Source organism: Ditibartonella apihabitans (assembly GCF_002007485.1).
GTDB classification, from domain to species: domain Bacteria; phylum Pseudomonadota; class Alphaproteobacteria; order Rhizobiales; family Rhizobiaceae; genus Bartonella; species Bartonella apihabitans.
Genome location: NZ_CP015820.1, coordinates 1,541,517 through 1,563,177, shown reverse-complemented (window position 1 = coordinate 1,563,177; position 21,661 = coordinate 1,541,517). Strand labels below are relative to the sequence as shown.

The window sequence follows — 21,661 nt, the reverse complement described above, 5'->3', positions numbered from 1 at the left end:
ACATTTAGAGAAGGCGGCCAGTCATGATTCAGATGCAAACAAACCTCGACGTCGCGGATAATTCCGGCGCCCGTCGTGTCATGTGCATCAAGGTGCTGGGCGGCTCGAAGCGGAAATACGCTTCTGTCGGAGACATTATTGTTGTCTCGGTCAAAGAAGCAATTCCGCGTGGCCGCGTAAAAAAAGGTGATGTGATGAAAGCTGTGGTGGTTCGTACTGCCAAGGATATTCGTCGCGCTGATGGTAGCGTTATTCGTTTTGATAAAAATGCTGCTGTCTTGGTTGATAACAAGAAAGAGCCGATCGGTACTCGTATCTTCGGACCGGTTCCCCGTGAACTTCGCGGTAAGAATCACATGAAGATCATTTCGCTCGCGCCAGAAGTACTATAGGGAGCCGTTGCGATGAACAAGATTCGTAAAGGCGATAAAGTCGTCATCCTTTCAGGTAAGGATAAAGGGCGCAACGGGGAAGTGATCAAGGTTAATCCTGAGGAAAACACTGCTATTGTACGCGGTATCAATATGGTGAAGCGCCATCAGCGGCAAACGCAAACTCAGGAAGCAGGCATTATTTCCAAAGAAGCTCCTCTTCATATTTCCAAATTGGCGATCGCCGATCCTAAGGATGGAAAACCTACTCGTGTAGGATTTCGTATCGAGAAGGATGGCAAGAAGGTTCGCGTTGCCAAGCGTTCGGGAGATCTGATCAATGGCTGATAAGATTCAAGAGCCGCGTTTGAAGACGCACTATGTCAATGTTGTTCGCAAAGCACTGCAAGACAAGTTTCATTACGAAAACAATATGCAGGTTCCCTATGTCGAGAAAGTTGTTCTCAATATGGGTGTTGGCGAAGCAACTGCAGATTCCAAAAAACCTGCCAGAGCTGCTGAAGATTTGAGTCTTATTGCCGGGCAGAAAGCAATTGTAACACACGCACGTAATTCCGTTGCGACATTCAAGGTTCGCGAGGGAATGCCTCTCGGTGCTAAAGTTACATTGCGTAGAGACCGTATGTATGAATTTCTTGATCGTCTGGTAACAATTGCTTTGCCACGCGTTCGCGATTTTCGTGGTCTTAATCCGAAAAGTTTTGACGGTCGTGGCAATTTTGCCATGGGTATCAAAGAACACATTGTGTTCCCGGAAATCAACTACGATCAGGTAGATCAAATCTGGGGTATGGATATCATCGTTTGTACGACAGCGAAAACGGATGATGAAGCGCGTGAATTATTGCGCGGTTTCAATTTTCCGTTCCGTGCGTAACGGCAAGCGTAGCGAGGTAAAGTTATGGCCAAAACAAGTGCCGTTGAGAAGAATAAGCATCGCCGTGCGATGGCTAAGCAGTTTGCAGCGCGCCGTGCGCGTCTGAAAGCAATTGTCATGGATCAGAAGGTGCCGTTGGAAGAGCGCTTTCGCGCATCTATTCAGCTTGCCGAGTTGCCTCGTAACTCGGCAAAGGTTCGCATCCGTAACCGTTGTGAAGTTACAGGGCGTCCGCGCGGTTATTATCGTAAATTGAAAATGTCACGTATTGCATTGCGTGATCTCGGTTCGTTCGGGCATATCCCCGGCGTTGTCAAATCAAGCTGGTAAGAGGAGTTTCGTAAATGTCTATGTCAGATCCTCTTGGAGATATGCTTACCCGTATCCGTAATGCACTCGGACGCAAGAAGTCGAAGGTTTCGACGCCTGCATCAAGATTGCGTGCTCGTGTTCTCGATGTTTTGCAGACCGAAGGCTATATTCGCGGATATAGTCAGATCGATTTTGAAAACGGTAAGTCCGAGCTCGAAATCGAATTGAAATATTTTGACGGTGCACCGGTTATTCGTGAAATTTCGCGTGTTTCGAAACCCGGTAGACGCGTTTATGTTTCTGTGAAGTCTATTCCACAAGTTGCAAACGGTCTTGGCATTTCTATCCTTTCAACTCCGAAAGGTGTGATGGCTGATCATGAGGCTCGTGAGCAGAATGTTGGTGGGGAGCTTCTTTGCCGCATCTTCTAAGAGATGTCGGGAAAAGCTAGAAAGATAGGTTAATACAATGTCACGTATTGGAAAAAAACCGATTCATGTCCCGGCTGGCATTACTGCTTCAGTTGATGGGCAAGCGATCAAGGTCAAAGGACCTAAGGGAGAATTGAGTTTCGTTGCTGATGACGAAATCCATCTCAAATTGGAAGATAATGTGGTTCATGTAACGCCGCGCGATCAAACCAAGGAAGCACGCTCGAAATGGGGAATGTCCCGTTCGATGATTGAAAATATCATTGAAGGTGTTAAGAGTGGCTTTGAAAAGAAGCTTGAGATCAACGGTGTTGGTTATCGTGCAGCGATGCAGGGTAAGAATGTTCAACTTTCTTTGGGATTTAGTCATGATGTGGTTTATCATGTTCCTGAAGGTATCACTGTGGCAGTTCCGAAGCCGACTGAAATTCTGGTTTCGGGAATTGACAAGCAGAAGGTTGGGCAGGTTGCCGCCGAAATTCGCGAATATCGCGGGCCGGAACCTTATAAAGGTAAAGGTGTCAAATATGCGAACGAGCGTATCGTGCGCAAAGAAGGCAAGAAGAAATAAGGAACTTGCGTCATGGCTTCGCCTAAAGAAATACTTCAGCGTCGCGCGCAGCGTGTTCGCCGTCAGGTCAAAGCGGTTGCTAACGGCCGCTTGAGATTGAGTGTTCATCGCTCAAATATGAATATTTATGTTCAAATCATTGATGATTTGCATAGTCGCACAGTCGCATCGGCTTCAACTCTTGATAAGGAACTTCGTCCTTCGCTCAAGGGTGGTGCCAATGTTAAGGCAGCAACTGCTGTCGGTAAGCTTATTGCTGAGAGAGCCAAGGCTGCCGGCGTTAAAGAAGTTGTATTCGATCGCGGTGCATATATTTATCATGGTCGCATTAAGGCTTTGGCCGATGCAGCGCGTGAAGGTGGTTTGAGCTTTTAAACTGATTGCCCGATTTTTTCGGGCTTTTTCGCCGAAGAATTCCTCTTGTTGTGGGGGAATTCTTTTTTGATACGTGCTTCCGGAAAAGAAAAAGGAATTAGGAATGGCACAAAAAGAACGTAATAATCGTGACGAGCGTCATGAAGAGCGGGACAGCGAGTTTGTTGACAGACTCGTTCATATCAACCGCGTTGCCAAGGTTGTTAAAGGCGGACGCCGTTTCGGCTTTGCCGCTCTTGTGGTTGTAGGTGATCAGAAGGGGCGTGTCGGGTTTGGTCATGGTAAAGCCCGCGAGGTTCCGGAAGCAATTCGCAAAGCTACCGAATCAGCCAAACATGAGATGATTTATGTTCCACTTCGTTCTGGTCGTACTCTTCATCATGATGTCGAAGGACGTCATGGTGCCGGTCGTGTATTGTTGAGATCGGCTGCTGCCGGTACCGGTATTATCGCAGGTGGTCCGATGCGTGCTGTTTTTGAAACACTCGGTATGCAGGATGTTGTTGCAAAGTCGTTAGGTTCGTCCAACCCTTACAATATGATCCGTGCGACATTTGATGCATTGAAGCGTCAGGTTCATCCGAAAGATATTGCTGCACAACGTGGAATAAAATATTCGACGTTGCAGGCTCGTCGGCAAAATCTTATTGGCAACGAAGAATAGTTCGTGGAACTTGCGATATAGAGGAATTTGAAAATGGTTGGGAAAAAAACCCATAGTGGCAAGAAGGTAACTGTTGAACAAATCGGCAGTCCAATTCGTCGCCCGCAAGTTCAACGTGCCACGTTGAAAGGGCTAGGGCTTAACAAGTTGCATCGCCGCAGCACTTTGAACGATACACCTGCAGTGCGTGGTATGATTGCAAAAGTAGAGCATCTCGTCCGTATTGTGGATGAAGGCTGAGGATTGTAGGAGTAAAGAACATGAAACTCAATCAACTGCGCGATCAGGAAGGCGCTACAAAGAATCGTAAAAGAGTTGGGCGCGGCATCGGTTCCGGCATGGGAAAAACGGCCGGTCGCGGTGTAAAAGGTCAGAAGGCACGCTCGGGTGTTGCTATTAACGGTTTCGAAGGCGGGCAAATGCCTGTTTATCGCCGTTTACCGAAGCGTGGTTTCAATAATCTGTTTGCAAAAAGCTTCAATGAAATATCGCTTGGGCGTTTGCAGGCTGCTATTGATGCCGGTAAAATCGATGCTTCAAAGCCTGTAAATGTGGCTGTGTTGAAGGCTGCCGGTGTCATTCGTCGTGAAAAAGATGGCGTCCGTCTTTTGTCGGATGGCGAATTGAAAGCCAAAGTAACCTTGGATATTGCCGGTGCTTCAAAAGCAGCAATCGAGAAAGTTAACAAAGCCGGTGGCGTTGTTAATATTCAAGCTGCCGCCGAATAAAGCAATTTCTTGAAACATATGTCGGTCTGGTGTGATGTGGTAAGCATTCATTCCAGACCTTTTTTATATGTATGATTGTTATTGCAAAAACTATTTTTATCAGGCAAAACGTCTGTGAGTTAAAATAGGTTTAACGAACATTGTTTCTCTTTGCGTTTTTTTGCGCAGGGGGGTAAAGCATGTGTTGATTTTCATGGTGTTTTGCCGTGAATTAAAACCGGAGAGATTTTATGGCATCTGCCGCAGAACAACTGGCTTCCAATCTTAATTTTGGCGCCTTTTCACGCGCTACCGAACTGAAGAAACGTATCTGGTTTACTTTGGGTGCATTGCTTGTCTACCGTTTTGGTACTTATATTCCTATGCCGGGAATCAATGTTGATGCATTGAGACAGACATTCGCCCAACATTCTTCTGGCGTTTTGGGTCTGTTCAATATGTTTGCCGGTGGTGCTGTCGGTCGTATGGCAATTTTTGCTCTCGGTATCATGCCCTATATCTCTGCATCTATTATCGTGCAGTTGATGACATCCGTTATCCCTTCGCTCGAAGCCTTGAAGAAAGAAGGCGAGACAGGGCGAAAGATCATCAATCAATATACGCGTTACGGGACTGTTTTTCTGGCACTCATTCAAGCCTACGGAATTGCCATTGCGCTTGAGAGTGGTATGGGGACGGGCTTGCAGATTGTTAGCGAGCCCGGAATGATGTTCAGAATCACTGCCGTGATTACGCTGACCGGTGGTACGATATTTTTGATGTGGCTGGGTGAGCAGATAACTTCTCGCGGAATTGGTAATGGCATATCACTCATTATTTTTGCAGGTATTGTTGCAAATCTCCCGTCCGCGATTGCACAGCTTTTGACAGCTCATGCGCAAGCCGATCTTTCCACATTTATGCTGCTTCTTATCATTGTTATTTGTATTGCAGTTATTGCCGTTATCGTTTTTGTCGAACGCGCTCAACGGCGGATCATTATTCAGTACCCCAATCGCCAGATGGGTAACCGGATGTTCAAAGGCGATACATCGAATTTGCCGCTGAAGCTTAACACAGCCGGTGTCATTCCTCCTATTTTTGCATCGTCACTTTTGATGTTGCCTGCAACGGTCAATAATTTTTCACAGAATATGCCGCATTGGCTGCAAACGATTTCGTTTTCGTTAAGTCACGGGCAACCGCTTTATATGGTTGTTTATGCGGGGCTTATGGCTTTCTTCTGCTTTTTCTATACCGCTATTGTCTTTAATCCGAAAGACACAGCCGATCAGCTGAAAAAGCATTCCGGTTTTATTCCCGGAATAAGACCTGGTGAACGGACAGCGCAATATATCGATTATGTGCTTACACGTATTACCGTTGTCGGGGCTATCTATATTATTCTTGTTTGTCTTTTGCCGGAATTTTTAATGTCGACGCTACATGTTCCGTTCTATCTTGGTGGTACGTCGCTTTTGATCGTTGTAACTGTAACACTCGACACGATTGCCCAGATTCAAGGTCACCTTGTTGCCCATCAATATGAGGGGTTACTTAAGAAATCAAAACTCAGGAGCGGGAAAAGAAATAGATGAAACTGATTTTTTAGGACCGCCCGGTGCCGGTAAAGGTACTCAGGCAAAAATACTAACCGAGAAATACGGTATTCCGCAATTGTCAACAGGTGACATGTTGCGCTCTGCTGTTGCTGCCGGAACCGAGATTGGCAAAAAAGCCAAGTCGATTATGGATGCTGGTGGACTGGTTTCTGATGAAATCGTCAACCAGATTGTGTCTGACCGGATTGACGAGCCCGACTGCAAAAAGGGGTTTATTCTCGACGGCTATCCTCGCACAGTAGGGCAGGCGGAAGCATTACAAACAATTTTGTCGAGCAAACATACAAAGCTTGATGCAGTGATTGAACTCGTAGTTGATCAGAATGCACTCGTTGACCGTATGAAAACCCGTGTGGCGGAAACCATTGCTGCAGGTGGAAAAGTCCGTTCGGACGATAACCCCGAAGCTTTTGCCAAACGGCTTGTCGAATATAGCGAAAAAACTGCACCATTATCGCAGTTTTATGCAAAGACCGGACTGTTGAAGAAAATTGACGGCATGGCTCCTGTAAAAGAAGTCACATCAGCGATTGAAAAGATACTTCACTGAAACAGTTCATCATATATGTGAAAGGGAGTTGACTTTTGGGGTGAAATCCGTCAAAGACAGCACAATTTCATTTTTTGAGAGATGATTGGAATCGGCTTTGTGTGCGGTTCTGGTCGTTTTGTGCTTTAGTTGTTTCATGACTACTGCACAAATGGTTGAAATTTAATTTAAGGAGAACAGGCGTGGCTCGTATTGCTGGCGTCAACATCCCTACGAATAAACGCGTTATTATCGCTCTTCAGTATATTCATGGGATTGGGCCGAAATTTGCTAAAGAAATCGTTGATAAGGTCGGTATTCCTGCTGAGCGCCGTGTGAGTGAACTTTCGGATGCTGAAGTTCTTCAAATCCGTGAAGCTATCGATCACGATTATCAGGTGGAAGGTGATCTTCGTCGTGAAGTCTCGATGAATATCAAGCGTCTTATGGATCTTGGTTGTTATCGTGGCTTGCGTCACCGCCGTTCGTTGCCGGTTCGCGGTCAACGTACCCATACCAACGCACGTACCCGTAAAGGCCCGGCACGGGCAATTGCCGGTAAAAAGAAATAATTAGCAATACATGAATTCGCTTCACTTGCAGGTTGGCCGTAAAAGGTTACCAAAAATGCAAGTGGTAGCAAATAAGGTGTAGCCGCTGGAACTACGGCGGTGCAGAGATCAGTGAAAGGAAAATTATGGCCAAAGAGCCTACACGTATTCGCCGTCGCGAACGTAAAAACATTTCATCGGGCGTAGCCCATGTTAATTCGACATTCAATAATACGCTCATCACGATCACCGATGCTCAGGGAAACACGATTTCCTGGTCGTCTGCCGGTGCTCAAGGGTTCAAAGGTTCGCGTAAATCGACACCTTTTGCTGCTCAGGTTGCTGCAGAGGATTGTGCAAAAAAAGCACAGGATCACGGGATGCGGTCGCTGGAAGTAGAAGTTTGCGGTCCTGGTTCAGGTCGGGAATCAGCTTTACGGGCTCTTCAAGCTGCAGGTTTTATTATTACATCTATTCGTGATGTGACACCCATTCCGCATAATGGTTGCCGTCCGCGTAAGAAACGCCGCGTTTAATCCGGTTGTTTTTCGGTGTCAGGGCGCTGCTCTGGCGTTCAAGCTGGCCGTCACGGCTGAATGGTGACGGAAGTAAAGGACAGGAATAGGAATATGATCCAGAAAAACTGGCAGGAACTGATTAAGCCTAATAAAGTCGAGTTTCAAACGCAAGGTGGTTCAAATAAAGCTATTGTAATTGCTGAACCGTTGGAACGCGGCTTTGGTTTAACATTAGGTAACGCTTTACGGCGTGTATTACTGTCTTCTTTGCGGGGTGCGGCTATCACAGCTGTACAGATCGACGGTGTGTTGCATGAATTTTCGTCAATACCGGGCGTGCGGGAAGATGTCACTGATATTATTTTGAATATCAAAGAGATTGCCATCCGCATGGAAGGTGAGGGACCAAAACGCATGGTCGTCCGTAAAGAAGGGCCGGGTGTCGTCACAGCCGGTGATATCCAGACGGTAGGCGATGTGGAAATCCTCAATCCGGAGCATGTTATCTGCACACTTGATCAGGGCGCAGAAATCCGTATGGAATTCACAGTGAATACGGGTAAGGGCTATGTCCCGGCAGATCGCAACCGTAATGAAGATGCTCCAATCGGACTTATTCCGGTTGATAGCCTTTATTCGCCAATTCGCAAGGTTTCTTATAAGATCGAGAATACCCGTGAAGGTCAGGTTCTTGACTACGATAAATTGATCCTGACGGTTGAAACGAATGGTGCGGTCACGGCAGAAGATGCTGTTGCTTTTGCTGCTCGTATTCTACAGGACCAACTTTCGGTATTCGTCAATTTCGAAGAACCCCAGAAAGAGGCTCCGCAAGAGCAGGTCTCCGAACTTGCATTCAATCCGGCCTTGCTCAAGAAGGTGGATGAGCTGGAACTTTCAGTTCGTTCTGCCAATTGTCTTAAAAATGACAATATCGTTTATATTGGCGACCTTATCCAGAAAACGGAAGCAGAAATGCTGCGTACTCCTAATTTTGGTCGTAAGTCGCTCAATGAAATCAAGGAAGTTCTTGCATCTATGGGGCTTCATCTTGGTATGGAAATCCCCGCTTGGCCGCCTGAAAATATCGACGACCTCGCAAAACGTTATGAAGATCAATACTGAGTTAAAAATTAAGGAGAAGGCTCATGCGCCATGGTAAGTCAGGCCGCAAGCTGAACCGCACTGCTAGTCACCGTAAGGCGATGTTTGCCAATATGGCAACGTCACTGATCGAGCATGAGCAGATCGTGACGACGCTTCCAAAGGCAAAAGAAATTCGTCCAATCGTTGAAAAGTTGGTAACATTAGGCAAGCGTGGAGGTCTTCATGCACGCCGGCAAGCCATTTCTGCGATTCGCGATGCAAAACAGGTAGCAAAATTGTTTGATACATTGGCACCGCGCTACGCTACACGTAATGGCGGTTATCTGCGTATTATGAAAGCCGGTTTCCGTGCCGGTGACAATGCTCCTCTGGCTGTTGTGGAATTTGTTGAACGCGACATCAATGCCAAAGGTGCAGCAGATAAAGCACGTGTAGAAGCTGCTGCCAAGGAATCAGAAGCCGCTTGATTGGCTATCATTTGAAAAAATGATTAATGTTAAAAAACCCGCTTGTTTGGCGGGTTTTTTGTTTTTTTGGCAGTTTATTCGTTGAAATCGGAAATGTCACGTTTGAGGCCGATTTCGGTTGTTTCTACTTATAACCGGAAATTCATTGGCGTTTTAAAATTTTTGTTGATGACAGTGCGCGGGATTGTCGCTCGGCGAAAACGGGTCTCGTTTGGTAGTTGAATTACCGCAGTGCTCGATGATGAATGCTAAGCCGTGATTATTGGACATTGTCCATGGACTTGCCATGAGCCTGCTTCATAATTGAAGAAGCGACACGCATTGTTAAGCCATTTATAATGGATTGAAAATGAATGGCGTTCGTTTCACAAAATTGCCTTCCCGTTGAATGGCTAATTCCATTAAAAATTGCCTGAAAATCCGGATCAGCTCGCCCGTTGTTTTACTATTGTTTTCTTGAGACGTCTTATCAATAGGAACGTTTTACGTGAAAGACATGAATGTGGTCGGGTGAAGGGAGATAATCGGATATAAATGGATGACAATTGGGCGAATGAGAGCTTCCGAAGGACAATGTCATAGAGCACTCAATATTTTGCGAGCTTTACATATGTTATGCGAAGTTTTTATAATTGTCAGATGGCACAAAAAAGAAAGCCGGAGTTGGTGAGCCTATTGATGATAATATCAATGGGATTGGCGAGTGCACCGAGACTCGTAACTACTGACAACAACATACTAAAATCAATTCAATTTCGTTCTTTGACAAAATCATAAATAGAATGAGAATCTGTTGAAGGCTGTCGAATAAGGATCGTTTCTTTTGATGAAACGCTTATAGATTGAAAACTGCCCGAACCGTTACAAGAATAAAGTCTTTTGTAAGGAAATAAGAATGAAACCCACTTTCAAGGCCATTGTTCTTTTCAGCTTATTGACCGCCCTTTTACCTCAAGCAAGCTTTGCAGAAGTTCCGCAGTCACAAGCCGAAATCAAATTGAGCTTTGCGCCTCTGGTTAAAAAGACAGCGCCGTCTGTCGTCAACGTTTACGCGGCAAGAATCGTTCGTGCCCGTTCACCTTTTGCCAATGATCCATTTTTCGAACAATTTTTCGGCCAATCGTTACAAAACGCACCATCACGCAAGCAATCGTCGCTCGGTTCCGGAGTTATTGTTGATCAAAGCGGGCTTATAGTGACGAATTATCATGTTATTCGTGACGCCGACGAAATCAAAGTCGCTTTGTCCGATGGACGTGAATTTGAAAGCAAAGTGATGCTGAAAGACGAGGCGACAGATATAGCAGTTCTGAAAATCACTCCGAAGGGAACTCCCTTCCCGGTCTTGCCTTTGGGCGACTCGGATGAAGTCGAAGTTGGCGATCTCGTGCTTGCAATAGGTGATCCGTTCGGCGTGGGGCAGACCGTTACCAGCGGTATTGTTTCAGCACAAGCCCGTACACGTGTCGGTATTTCCGATTTCGACTTTTTTATCCAGACAGATGCCCCGATCAATCCCGGCAATTCTGGCGGCGCATTGATTGATATGCGGGGTGAGCTCATCGGTATCAACACGGCCATCTATTCGCAGTCGGGTGGTTCGGTCGGAATTGGTTTTGCAATTCCGGCAAATCTTGTAAAAACCGTTCTTGATGCGGTAAAAAGAGGAGAGCAGACATTCGAACCTCCCTATATTGGCGCCTCTTTTCAAAATGTAACAGCAGATGTTGCCGAAGGGCTGGGAATGGCTCAGCCTTATGGCGCCATTATTACCGATGTTACAAAAGGAAGCCCCGCTGAAAAAGCCGGTCTTAAAATCGGCGATGTTATTTTGAAGGCGCAAAATGTGCGTATTGATAATCCGGACAGCCTTGGTTATCGACTGATGACAACGGGGATCGGTCATACGCTCGATATTGAGTATCTGAGAAATGGTGAGACCGGAAACACCTCTATTTCTCTCACTTCAGTTCCCGAAAACGAGGTTTCACGTCCGGAAAAATTGACAGGAAATACTCCTTTTGCCGGTGCCGAAGTTATGAATTTGACGCCAATGAATGCACGCCGGTTTCATGTAGCGCCAGACACAGTAGGCGTTGTAATCAATAATGTCGACGACAATAGCAATGCGGCAGGTATCTTTCAGCGTGGTGACATAATCCATGGTCTCAATGGCAAGGACATCAAGACAGTTGACAATCTGAAGAAGGTCCTCTCAAAAGGTAATCCGCGTATCTGGCAACTCGAATTCGAGCGCAATGGCATGTTGGTTCGTCAATTTGTGCGTTGAGGTGACAGGTGACTAACGACCTTTTTACATCCTCTACTGATTCCGACATGGATAAAACCAGGCCGCTTGCGGAAAGAATGCGGCCGCAACACCTATCGGAAGTTATTGGTCAGGACCATCTCACAGGGCCGGAAGGTGTGTTAACCAGAATGATCGCATCGGGTTCAATGGGGTCAATGATTTTCTGGGGCCTCCAGGGACTGGAAAAACAACCGTGGCACGTCTTCTCGCAAACGAGACAAAATTGGCTTTTGAACAGATTTCGGCTATTTTTTCAGGCGTTGGCGAACTTAAAAAAGTGTTCGAGAGTGCCCGTGCAAGACGTATGTCTGGCAGGCAAACATTACTTTTTGTTGATGAAATCCATCGCTTCAATCGTGCTCAACAAGACAGTTTTTTGCCGGTTATGGAAGACGGGACAGTCATACTTGTCGGTGCAACGACTGAAAATCCATCATTCGAACTCAATGCTGCTTTGCTTTCGCGTGCACGCGTTCTTACTTTTCATCCGCTTGATGAAGAAAGTCTGGCAACAATTCTTAAAAGAGCCGAAAAAATCGAGGGTAAAACATTACCCGTTGACGAGCGCGCACGGGAAATGCTGGTGCATATGGCAGATGGCGATGGGCGTGCCGTGTTGACCATGGCAGAAGAATTGTGGCGTGCAGCGCGGTCGAATGAAGTTTTTGACGAGAAAAAACTGCAAAATATCGTCCAGCAAAGAGCTGCTATATACGACAAAGGCCAAGACGGACATTATAATCTGATTTCGGCTCTTCATAAATCGGTTCGAGGTTCCGATCCCGATGCGGCGCTTTATTATCTTTCGCGTATGCTGGATGCAGGAGAAATCCGCATTATATTGGCAGGCGGCTTGTGCGGATGGCAATTGAAGATATCGGACTTGCTGATCCGCAGGCATTGGTCATCGCCAATGCTGCAAAGATGCCTATGACTACCTGGGATCTCCTGAAGGCGAACTTGCGTTTGCTCAAGCCTGTATTTATCTTGCAACGGCGCCGAAATCCAATGCCGGCTATACCGCTTTTAAGAAGGCAATGCGGTCGGCTCGCGAAAACGGCTCCTTAATGCCGCCAAAATATATCCTTAATGCTCCTACAAAATTAATGAAGCAGGAAGGTTATAGTGAAGGCTATCGTTATGATCATGACGAGCCGGATGCCTTTTCAGGTCAGGAATATTTTCCTGAAAAAATGGGGCGTCAACATTATTATGACCCACCGGAACGGGGGTTCGAGCGTGAAATAAAAAAGCGCCTGGAATGGTGGGAAAGACTACGTAAAGAACGGAACAAAGAAAATTAAATTTGGTATTAACGGATAAAAATTGAATTCATCTAGTGAAATCCGCTAAGCCACCCCTATAATCTCCGACAGGAGATTTACGCGAATCTACTCAAAACGGAGATTACAAACTATGTTGAAAAAGTTGGGCATTCTTTTTCTATCTGCCAGTTTTTTGACCGCATGTGAAACGACAAATCCCTATACCGGCGAAAGTCAGGTATCTAAAACGGCAACCGGCGCAACAATTGGTGCTGTCGCTGGTGCTCTTGGTGGTTTGATGGTCGGCGGATCAAGCCATGCGCAAAGAAATGCTGTTCTGATTGGTGCGGGCGTTGGTGCACTTGGCGGTGGACTTATAGGAAATTACATGGACCGGCAGGAAGCCGAACTTCGTCAACAATTGCAGGGCACCGGCGTATCTGTTACCCGTGTTGGTGATCAGATCAGGCTCAATATGCCGGGCAATATCACTTTCAATACCGATCAGGATTCAGTCAAAGGGCAGTTTTATCCGGTTTTGAATTCTGTTGCCATTGTATTGAAAAAATATAACAAATCTCTGGTTGATGTTTTTGGTTTTACAGATTCGACCGGCAGCCTCCAGCACAATCAGGACTTGTCGCAACGACGCGCACTTTCGGTTGCAAATTATCTTAATAGTCAAGGTATTGATGGGCGGCGTCTGGCTGTTCAGGGATACGGACCTTCCAATCCGATTGCTTCAAATGATACAGTCGAAGGGCGCTCGCAAAACCGTCGTGTAGAAATCCAGATTGCTCCTTTGCGTCAGGACGGTTATTGATTTTCCCGATCAGCTAACTTTTTGAAACCGCCGCACAAACGGCGGTTTTCTTTTTACCCAGTTTATTTTCTGTAAGAGAACATTATTAGAACAAAAATAGTTAATTCAATAAAAACAATATATTAAGCTACTTGCCAAATGAGAACAAATAGTGTACAAAAACATTATAATTAAGTGCATGCTCTGGCTTCATATATTAGAAAAGGTTAGTGTAAGATGTCACAGAATACATTGCGACTCGTTGAGGACAAAACAGTGGATAAATCGAAAGCTCTGGATGCCGCACTATCCCAGATTGAACGTTCATTTGGCAAAGGCTCTATTATGCGCCTTGGCGATAATAAGCACATTGTCGAGATCGAAACAATTCCGACAGGTTCTTTATCGCTGGATATCGCGCTTGGTGTAGGTGGCCTTCCCAAAGGGCGTATCGTAGAAATTTATGGGCCTGAAAGTTCCGGTAAAACAACTTTGGCGCTTCATACAATTGCCGAAGCGCAAAAGCGCGGTGGTATTTGTGCGTTTATTGACGCCGAACATGCTCTTGATCCGGTTTATGCCCGCAAACTTGGTGTCGATGTTGAAAATCTTCTCATTTCGCAGCCTGATACAGGCGAACAAGCTTTGGAAATTACCGACACATTGGTCCGCTCGGGTGCTGTTGACGTTCTGGTTGTTGACTCTGTTGCAGCTCTTACGCCGCGTGCTGAAATCGAAGGCGAGATGGGAGATTCACTTCCCGGTCTGCAAGCTCGTTTGATGAGTCAGGCTCTTCGCAAATTAACAGCTTCAATCTCCCGTTCGAATTGCATGGTTATCTTTATCAACCAGATCCGGATGAAAATTGGCGTCATGTTTGGTTCTCCGGAAACGACGACTGGCGGTAATGCTTTGAAGTTTTATGCTTCGGTTCGTCTTGACATTCGTCGTATCGGTTCGATCAAAGATCGTGATGAAGTTGTAGGAAACCAGACTCGTGTCAAAGTCGTCAAAAACAAGCTTGCCCCTCCGTTCAAGCAGGTAGAATTTGATATTATGTATGGCGAGGGAATTTCCAAGTTAGGAGAACTTATTGATCTTGGTGTAAAAGTCGGCATTGTTGAAAAATCCGGCGCATGGTTTTCTTATAATTCCCAGCGCTTGGGGCAGGGGCGCGAAAATGCCAAACAGTTTTTGCGTGACAATAAGGAAGTTGCCGAAGAGATCGAGGCTGCCTTGCGCCAGAATGCAGGTTTAATCGCAACGGAACTACTGGAAAACGGTGGCCCGGAAGCCGATGATGAAAGTGCAGCGGGGTGATCCGGTTTCATCGAAACCGGCTAAGATAGGTTAGGAAGATTTCCGGCTCGAAATTTTGTCCATACCAACGTGAAAACGTTTAAGGAATTACGATTTCGAAATCCGGTTCATGATTGAATAAGGGGCGTTAGCCGCAGGGCTTCCGCCCTTTTATTTTAGATAATTATGATAGCGATTATGAATAATTCCAACGGCATTGAATATAAACGTCGTTCGATAGAATTTGAATTGTGAGGGCTAACTAATAAAGGCAGCAGAAAAGCGACAGGAAAAACCTACTGGGAAAAAACGGCAGGAATAAAACCTCCGGGAAAATGCTAGCAGGATATGTGTCTATGTCGGAGTGAAACGGCTTTGTTCTGTCGAAATCATATTCGCTTTACGATGCTTGTGCGTGACAACACAGTTGTTCATGACGATTCTTCCCACGGCGTTCGAAAAGCGTTTCTAAAATTCCGTAAAATTTCCAAAATTCTATGTATAGCTCTATGTAGAGCGCATTGTACTTTCACATGAACGAAGTGTGCGGAGTTTTGTCGTTATTAGCGCGAGGTGTTCGCTTTTTAACAGCGTTTTGATCAGGCGCTTCTGGAAAACAAATTGAACGGATAAAAGTTCGGTCTAATGAACTTTATTATTCATTATTGCTAAAAATTGTTGTGGCCTTGGTATCTCATGCAATTATTGCGGAATAATGAGCCATGTTCCAATTTTGTGAATTGTCATTCTCCGAATTAGGCATTTGACCGATTGCTGGAGGTAATTCAATAAATTGCAGATTGGAGTTTATCGAATGCGGTTTACTGTGATTTCGGGATTGAATAATTGGGAGGAACAAGATCGGATTTGCTGCTGGCAAATTGAAGGAAAACCGGTTTAACACCACAAAATATCCCAGTAATTCAAAGAAATTTCGCCTAATGCAATTCATCGAAAATGTTTAGGATGGGTTATTCCGATAGGGATTTGTGCGATAAAGCGGCGGCAATAGAAAACCGGAGAATGGATAACAATTGAATTTTGGCGGGTAAAATGTGTTGGTAAGAGGTTGCTTTCGCTATCGCCCATTAAAGTCTTCGTGATAATGTTTGAATAAGCGCAATTTTTTTAAGCTCGCGACATATGTATCAAGTGTTTTCATTTGATCTACTTTGCTCGAACCAAAAAGCACCGGATATAGAATTCACAATGCGGGATTGGCGTGAAAAAGTGGTTTTCAGATTAGAGAATATGCTCTAAAAGGCAGTCAATATATTTTTTAAAATCGGGCGGGCGAGAATAAGCTCTGCGGCGAATACAGGTGTCAGTGATGAATAGTGTTAACGAGATCCGGTCAACATTTCTGGATTATTTCCATAGAAACGGGCATGAAATTGTCCCGTCCAGTCCTCTGGTTCCGAGAAATGACCCAACCTTGATGTTTACCAATGCGGGAATGGTACAGTTCAAGAATGTGTTTACCGGCCTTGAACAACGCCCCTATAAAAGGGCAACCACAGCACAAAAATGCGTTCGCGCCGGCGGTAAACATAACGATCTTGACAATGTAGGCTACACAGCGCGCCACCACACGTTTTTCGAGATGCTTGGCAACTTCTCTTTTGGTGATTATTTCAAAGAACAGGCCATTTATTTTGCCTGGAATTTACTGACCAAAGAATTCGGTCTGCCGAAAGAAAAGCTGCTTGTCACCGTCTATCATGAGGATGATGCCGCAGCCGAGCTATGGAAGAAGATAGCTGGCCTCACTGACGATAACATTATCCGGATTTCAACCAGCGACAATTTCTGGGCGATGGGCGACACCGGTCCTTGCGGGCCATGTTCGGAAATTTTCTATGATCATGGTGATAAAATCTGGGGCGGCGTGCCGGGAAGCGCCGAGGAAGATGGCGATCGTTACATTGAAATCTGGAACCTTGTTTTCATGCAATATGATCAGGTTACAAAGGACCAGCGTAATGATCTCCCGCGCCCATCTATTGACACGGGCATGGGGCTTGAACGTATTGCCGCTGTTTTGCAAGGTGTTCATGATAATTACGACATCGACCTCTTCAAGACATTGATCCGCGCTTCCGAAGAGGCAACCGGCGTCAAGGCCGAGGGAGAATTTGTTGCAAGTCACCGTGTGATAGCCGATCACCTTCGTTCATCTGCCTTTTTGATTGCCGATGGCGTTTTGCCTTCCAATGAAGGGCGTGGTTATGTATTGCGCCGCATTATGCGTCGCGCCATGCGTCATGCCGAGCTGCTTGGAGCCAAGGAACCATTGATGTGGCGCCTGTTGCCGACTTTGATACGCGAAATGGGACAAGCCTATCCCGAGCTTATCCGCGCAGAAGCGCTGATTTCGGAAACCTTGCGTCTGGAAGAAACACGCTTCCGCAAGACTTTGGAACGCGGTCTTACCCTTTTGAACGAGGCAAGCCACAATCTGAAATCGGGCGATCATCTTGATGGTGAAACAGCGTTCAAACTTTATGATACCTATGGTTTCCCGCTTGATCTTACTCAGGATGCGCTTCGTCGCCGCAATATAACGGTTGATGTCGAAGCTTTTGACAAGGCAATGGAACGCCAGAAAGCCGAAGCCCGTGCCAATTGGGCGGGTTCCGGAGAAGAGGCAACCGAAACCGTCTGGTTTGCCGTTCGCGATCGCGTCGGCTCAACCGAATTTCTTGGCTATGAGACAGAAAAAGCCGAAGCAGTGATTACTGCAATTGTGAAAGATGGCAAAATTGTCGATGGTCTGAAGGAAGGTGAACAAGGCGCGTTGATCGTCAATCAGACACCTTTTTACGGTGAATCCGGTGGTCAGGTGGGCGATACCGGCGTAATTGCCGGCGAAAAGTTCTCCTTTAACGTCACCGACACACAGAAAAAGGCAAATGGTGTTTTTGTCCATATCGGTGTTGCCAAAAACGGTTCGATCAAGACCGGCGATGTTGTCGAGCTTGATGTCGACGCAAAGAGGCGTCGTAAAATCCGTGCCAACCATTCGGCAACGCACCTTTTACACGAGGCTTTACGCGAAACATTGGGTACCCATGTTGCCCAGAAAGGGTCGTTGGTAACACCGGAACGCCTGCGTTTTGACTTCTCGCATCCGAAACCGATGACAGCGGAAGAAATCAAACAGGTTGAAGATTTGGCAAATGAAATTGTTTTGCAAAACAGCCCTGTTACAACCCGTCTTATGAGCGTTGACGATGCTATTGCCGAAGGTGCAATGGCCTTGTTCGGCGAAAAATATGGTGATGAAGTTCGTGTTGTTTCTATGGGGCAACGGGTTGACCCGACAAAAGTTGGAAACCGCGCCTGGTCACTTGAACTTTGCGGTGGTACCCACGTTAAACGGACAGGTGATATCGGGCTAATCCGGATTGTCTCCGAAAGCGCAGTTGCTGCCGGTGTTCGCCGTATCGAAGCGCTGACAGGGGATGCCGCCCGCCACTATCTTGACGGACAAGATCAACGTGTTCACGAAATTGCCAATGCATTGAAGACAACGCCTCAGGAAGCATTGGAACGTGTCCATGTGCTTGTTGAAGAACGTCGCAAGCTCGAAAAAGAGTTGAATGAAGCGAGAAAGCAATTGGCCTTGTCCGGTGGTGCAAATGATCACGGCGAAGCCGATATCGAACAGATAGACGGACTAGCCTTTATGGGACGTGTAGTTCATGGTATCGCGCCAAAGGATTTGAAGCCACTTGCCGATGCCGGTAAAAACAAGATCGGTAGCGGTGTTGTTGCCTTTATCGGTGTTTCGGAAGATGGCAAGGCGAGTGCCGTCGTCGGTGTTACCGACGATTTGACAAAACGGTTCAATGCTGTCGAACTCGTCAAAGCATTGTCCGAAGTTCTGGGCGGCAAAGGCGGTGGCGGCCGTCCTGATATGGCCCAAGCCGGAGGACCGGATGGCAACAAAGCAGATGATGCCATGAAAGCCTTGAGGCAAAAATTACAGAAATGAATATTTAAAAAAGCGGGTTTGGCCCGCTTTTTTATTGTCTTATAGGCTTATGATTTTATTGTTTCTACCGTCCTTCTCTGCAGTCATTCCATCGAGGCCTTAGAGACGTTTGACGCCGCTTCCGGTTTTTGGCTTCATATCATTTTAGTAAAATTGCGAGAGTGCGGGAAGCTCGCTTTGTAAGGTAATAGCGCGCCGATCTTGAAATGCCACGTGTTTTTCGAGAGCAGGGCGCTACGGGAGGTTTTAGGCCTATTCAAGGGAATAGTTTAAGTGCGGCAAGACTTATAAATTCGTTTTTGGCGAACAATTAAACAGGATTTTCAAAAGTTAAAACTTTGCCGGCTGATGGTGATCGTTCGTGAGAAGTGATCTGCAAAGTTGAGAAATGCAACGAATGGTCATGACGGGCTTTGATCAATGAGTGATAATAGGTCCATACTTATCTTGCTTGATCATCGCTATCAAATGGAAGATTTGGAATAGTCATTGGTGCCGTTCGTATAGCGGGATTGAATAGCCCCATTTTTCATGCACCGGTGATTATTTCCGATAGAGGGCTCTTCCCACAGTGGATGAATGTATCGCTAATTGAACAGCGAGGTGTCTTACTGGCCTTTGATGGGCGGGATATTGCTGCCTTTACAGAGTGAAATCGGGCTTTCAGTTATTTATTGCCGGTTAATGCCGCTTGAAAAATGGAAAGCGGGTTACAAAGTGCAAGAACGGAAAATGTGTATTTTGGGCGTCACCGTTACGTTGAGTTGGCTATTGCGGCTTCTCGTGAATGGAACAGGATTAAATTTATTGTAGAAAGTTGCCTTTTTCGCTCATGCGTTCGTTCTATTCCGGTTCAACACATTTTTTTATTCGAAAACGCCGAGTGGTTTTCTTGCCCCGCAAGTTGCCAATATGGAGCTTATTTACCCGATCTTACAATGAAACCGGCCAATCTGATAACATTGAGCTTTACCATCGGCAATGATTTTATAGTCGATGCTCTGGTTCATTAAATCGGTCGGGTTAAGATGGTTGTTGAGCCTGAACAGCATTGTCACGATTAAGCGCATGGGGTGAATGGTCTATTGTCAAACCACCCGCTTTCAGGAGGGCTGTGAAACGACCGCCTTTTTCGGCAAGTTCATCGAAACTTCCTTGTTCGACAATATGCCCACGATCCATAAACAATACCAGATCCGCGTTGCGCACTGTCGAGAGCCGGTGGGCGATGATGATCGTCGTCCGATTACGGCTCACTGTGTCAATTGCTTCTTTGACACGTGCTTCTGTTTCGACATCCAGTGCACTTGTTGCTTCATCAAGCACAAAAATAGGCGAGTTTTTGAGTACTGCTCTGGCGATTGCAAGCCTCTGCCGTTCACCACCGGAAAGCAATGACCCGCGTTCGCCCACCCTTGTGTCATAGCCATTGGTTTTTGCACGAATGAAATCATTGGCTGCAGCAATCTTGGCAGCCTCGAAAACCTCTTCATCAGTGGCATCGGGACGACCAATGCTGATATTTTCTTTGATTGTGCGGTTAAAGAGACCCGAATCCTGAAACACGGTAGCCATGGCATGACGAAGAGACGCACGGTTGACTGTTCTTGTATCCACACCATCAATCGTTATAACGCCGCTTTCCGGATCGTAGATACGTTGTAACAGATTGATCAGTGTTGTTTTACCCGCACCGGTAGGCCCGACGATTGCTGCGGTCTGGCCTGGTTTGATTTCAAAAGAAATGTCATAGACACCCTGTAGAGTGTTTGAAAATTCGTGCGTGACATGATCAAAACGGATATCGCCTTTGACGTTCGTCAATGAAGGAAGGCCAGCCGGTTCGGCGGCAGCAATTGTCGAATCCATCATGTCATAAAAAGCGTCGAGTTTCGCACGGTTGGAACCAATGAGATTGATGAAATTGCTGATCTGGTCAAGTTGCCCGATCATCATTTGCGAAAAGAAAACGAAGGCAACAACATCACCAATATTGAGTATACCTTTGGAAACGAGATAAGCACCAAGAACAATGACGACGATGACTGTGATTGTTGATGCCATGCGGTTAAGGCCGGCAGCCAAAGCCCACCAGTTCAAAACCGGATATTGGGCTTTCAGAACATTTTGTGCATTCTGTTTAACGCGCGCGCTTTCCTCGTCTGCTCTGTTATAGCTTTGAACGACGGAAACGTTGGAGATTGAATCTGTCACATGTTCGAATAAAGCAAGATGATATTTTTCAACCGATTCCTGTCCGGTCTTGGTTTTGGTCATGACGAGGCGGGCAATCATAATATAAATTACGCCAAGCGAAACCAGAACGATGGATAGCCGATAGTCTGTCCAGATTGCGACGCTTAACAGAATTATAAGCTGAATCATTGAAGCGAGATGCTGACGCATGAATTCAAGCCACATCGTGAACATGGATTCGCAAGCCCGCAGCATTGTATGAAGTGCGTTGGAGGTACCGATTTTCTGGTGCCATGCGAGCGGCATATTGATAATGCGTTGGTAGGATTCAGCCAATACGCCAAGGCGTCTACGATGTGCGAGACGATCGGCACCGCGATCGACCATTACAGTTGCCACAATGGAAAACATACCGAGAGCTGTCCACAATGCGAGATAAGGAATAACGGCTGTGAATGTATCGCCAGCCGAAAAGGCAGTGCCGCTTGATACTGCTTGCGCGGTCAAAGACAGTTCATCAATAATCCAGCCGAAAATTTTCGGTATAAAAACCTGCACTGCCGCCATGGCAATGTTGGCTGCACAAATGATGATGACCGTTTTCTTTTCCGTCATCAAATAGCTGACTGCGCGCGTATAAGTTTTAAAAAGCGACAAGCTTATACCTC

General features: G+C 46.2%; 21 protein-coding genes and 1 pseudogene. 21 read left to right on the top strand and 1 reads right to left on the bottom strand.

Annotated features, from left to right (window positions below; translation table 11 throughout):
• Positions 1-23 precede the first annotated feature (23 nt).
• The 21 genes and pseudogenes from rplN to alaS all read left to right on the top strand — a co-directional run bounded on the left by rplN (position 24) and on the right by alaS (position 18,797).
• Positions 24-392 carry a 50S ribosomal protein L14 gene (rplN, locus tag BBC0178_RS07045; RefSeq protein ID WP_008039971.1) on the top strand — a complete coding sequence of 123 codons (369 nt, stop codon included), beginning with the start codon at positions 24-26 and terminating at the stop codon, positions 390-392.
• 12 nt (positions 393-404) lie between these two features.
• On the top strand, positions 405-719 hold the full coding sequence (rplX, locus tag BBC0178_RS07040) for a 50S ribosomal protein L24 (protein ID WP_077971829.1): 315 nt from the start codon (positions 405-407) through the stop codon (positions 717-719).
• The gene (gene rplE / locus BBC0178_RS07035; protein WP_077971827.1) at positions 712-1,269 is read left to right on the top strand and encodes a 50S ribosomal protein L5; all 558 of its coding nucleotides are present in this window, start codon (positions 712-714) and stop codon (positions 1,267-1,269) included. Before rplX ends, rplE begins: the two co-directional genes overlap by 8 nt.
• Before the next feature lie 24 nt (positions 1,270-1,293).
• A complete protein-coding gene (rpsN, locus tag BBC0178_RS07030; protein ID WP_077971825.1) occupies positions 1,294-1,599 on the top strand; it encodes a 30S ribosomal protein S14 in 306 nt (101 codons plus the stop codon).
• 14 nt (positions 1,600-1,613) lie between these two features.
• Positions 1,614-2,012 carry a 30S ribosomal protein S8 gene (gene rpsH / locus BBC0178_RS07025; protein ID WP_075870491.1) on the top strand — a complete coding sequence of 133 codons (399 nt, stop codon included), beginning with the start codon at positions 1,614-1,616 and terminating at the stop codon, positions 2,010-2,012.
• 37 nt (positions 2,013-2,049) lie between these two features.
• Positions 2,050-2,583 carry a 50S ribosomal protein L6 gene (gene rplF / locus BBC0178_RS07020; RefSeq protein ID WP_078039658.1) on the top strand — a complete coding sequence of 178 codons (534 nt, stop codon included), beginning with the start codon at positions 2,050-2,052 and terminating at the stop codon, positions 2,581-2,583.
• A 12-nt stretch (positions 2,584-2,595) separates the two neighbouring features.
• Positions 2,596-2,958, top strand: coding sequence for a 50S ribosomal protein L18 (rplR, locus tag BBC0178_RS07015; protein ID WP_078039657.1), 363 nt, complete (start codon positions 2,596-2,598; stop codon positions 2,956-2,958).
• Between the two features lie 103 nt (positions 2,959-3,061).
• The gene (rpsE, locus tag BBC0178_RS07010) at positions 3,062-3,622 is read left to right on the top strand and encodes a 30S ribosomal protein S5 (protein ID WP_078040399.1); all 561 of its coding nucleotides are present in this window, start codon (positions 3,062-3,064) and stop codon (positions 3,620-3,622) included.
• 33 nt (positions 3,623-3,655) lie between these two features.
• Positions 3,656-3,862: a 50S ribosomal protein L30 gene (rpmD, locus tag BBC0178_RS07005; protein WP_077971819.1), complete on the top strand. Its 207-nt coding sequence runs from the start codon at positions 3,656-3,658 to the stop codon at positions 3,860-3,862.
• A 20-nt stretch (positions 3,863-3,882) separates the two neighbouring features.
• Positions 3,883-4,350 carry a 50S ribosomal protein L15 gene (rplO, locus tag BBC0178_RS07000; RefSeq protein WP_078039656.1) on the top strand — a complete coding sequence of 156 codons (468 nt, stop codon included), beginning with the start codon at positions 3,883-3,885 and terminating at the stop codon, positions 4,348-4,350.
• Between the two features lie 230 nt (positions 4,351-4,580).
• On the top strand, positions 4,581-5,927 hold the full coding sequence (secY, locus tag BBC0178_RS06995) for a preprotein translocase subunit SecY (protein WP_078039655.1): 1,347 nt from the start codon (positions 4,581-4,583) through the stop codon (positions 5,925-5,927).
• A complete protein-coding gene (locus BBC0178_RS06990) occupies positions 5,875-6,501 on the top strand; it encodes an adenylate kinase (RefSeq protein WP_078039654.1) in 627 nt (208 codons plus the stop codon). The genes secY and BBC0178_RS06990 overlap by 53 nt, the downstream gene beginning before the upstream one ends.
• 182 nt (positions 6,502-6,683) lie before the next feature.
• Positions 6,684-7,052, top strand: coding sequence for a 30S ribosomal protein S13 (rpsM, locus tag BBC0178_RS06985; RefSeq protein ID WP_075870498.1), 369 nt, complete (start codon positions 6,684-6,686; stop codon positions 7,050-7,052).
• 125 nt (positions 7,053-7,177) lie between these two features.
• On the top strand, positions 7,178-7,567 hold the full coding sequence (rpsK, locus tag BBC0178_RS06980) for a 30S ribosomal protein S11 (RefSeq protein WP_075870499.1): 390 nt from the start codon (positions 7,178-7,180) through the stop codon (positions 7,565-7,567).
• A 93-nt stretch (positions 7,568-7,660) separates the two neighbouring features.
• Entirely contained in the window at positions 7,661-8,674 is a 1,014-nt protein-coding gene (locus BBC0178_RS06975; RefSeq protein WP_078039653.1) for a DNA-directed RNA polymerase subunit alpha, read from the top strand.
• 23 nt (positions 8,675-8,697) lie between these two features.
• A complete protein-coding gene (gene rplQ / locus BBC0178_RS06970; RefSeq protein WP_077971806.1) occupies positions 8,698-9,123 on the top strand; it encodes a 50S ribosomal protein L17 in 426 nt (141 codons plus the stop codon).
• Positions 9,124-10,018: 895 nt separating this feature from the next.
• Positions 10,019-11,413, top strand: coding sequence for a DegQ family serine endoprotease (locus BBC0178_RS06960; RefSeq protein ID WP_078039652.1), 1,395 nt, complete (start codon positions 10,019-10,021; stop codon positions 11,411-11,413).
• A gap of 47 nt (positions 11,414-11,460) precedes the next feature.
• Positions 11,461-12,738 (top strand): annotated as a pseudogene (locus BBC0178_RS06955) (replication-associated recombination protein A).
• A gap of 112 nt (positions 12,739-12,850) precedes the next feature.
• Positions 12,851-13,522 carry a YiaD family glycine zipper/OmpA-like lipoprotein gene (locus BBC0178_RS06950; RefSeq protein ID WP_077971798.1) on the top strand — a complete coding sequence of 224 codons (672 nt, stop codon included), beginning with the start codon at positions 12,851-12,853 and terminating at the stop codon, positions 13,520-13,522.
• A gap of 216 nt (positions 13,523-13,738) precedes the next feature.
• Positions 13,739-14,821: a recombinase RecA gene (gene recA / locus BBC0178_RS06945; protein WP_077971797.1), complete on the top strand. Its 1,083-nt coding sequence runs from the start codon at positions 13,739-13,741 to the stop codon at positions 14,819-14,821.
• Positions 14,822-16,130: 1,309 nt separating this feature from the next.
• The gene (gene alaS, locus BBC0178_RS06940) at positions 16,131-18,797 is read left to right on the top strand and encodes an alanine--tRNA ligase (RefSeq protein ID WP_078039651.1); all 2,667 of its coding nucleotides are present in this window, start codon (positions 16,131-16,133) and stop codon (positions 18,795-18,797) included.
• A gap of 1,023 nt (positions 18,798-19,820) precedes the next feature.
• On the opposite strand, the gene BBC0178_RS06930 is transcribed toward alaS, so the two are convergent.
• The gene (locus tag BBC0178_RS06930; RefSeq protein WP_078040398.1) at positions 19,821-21,650 is read right to left on the bottom strand and encodes a glucan ABC transporter ATP-binding protein/ permease; all 1,830 of its coding nucleotides are present in this window, start codon (positions 21,648-21,650) and stop codon (positions 19,821-19,823) included.
• Between the last annotated feature and the right edge of the window lie 11 nt (positions 21,651-21,661).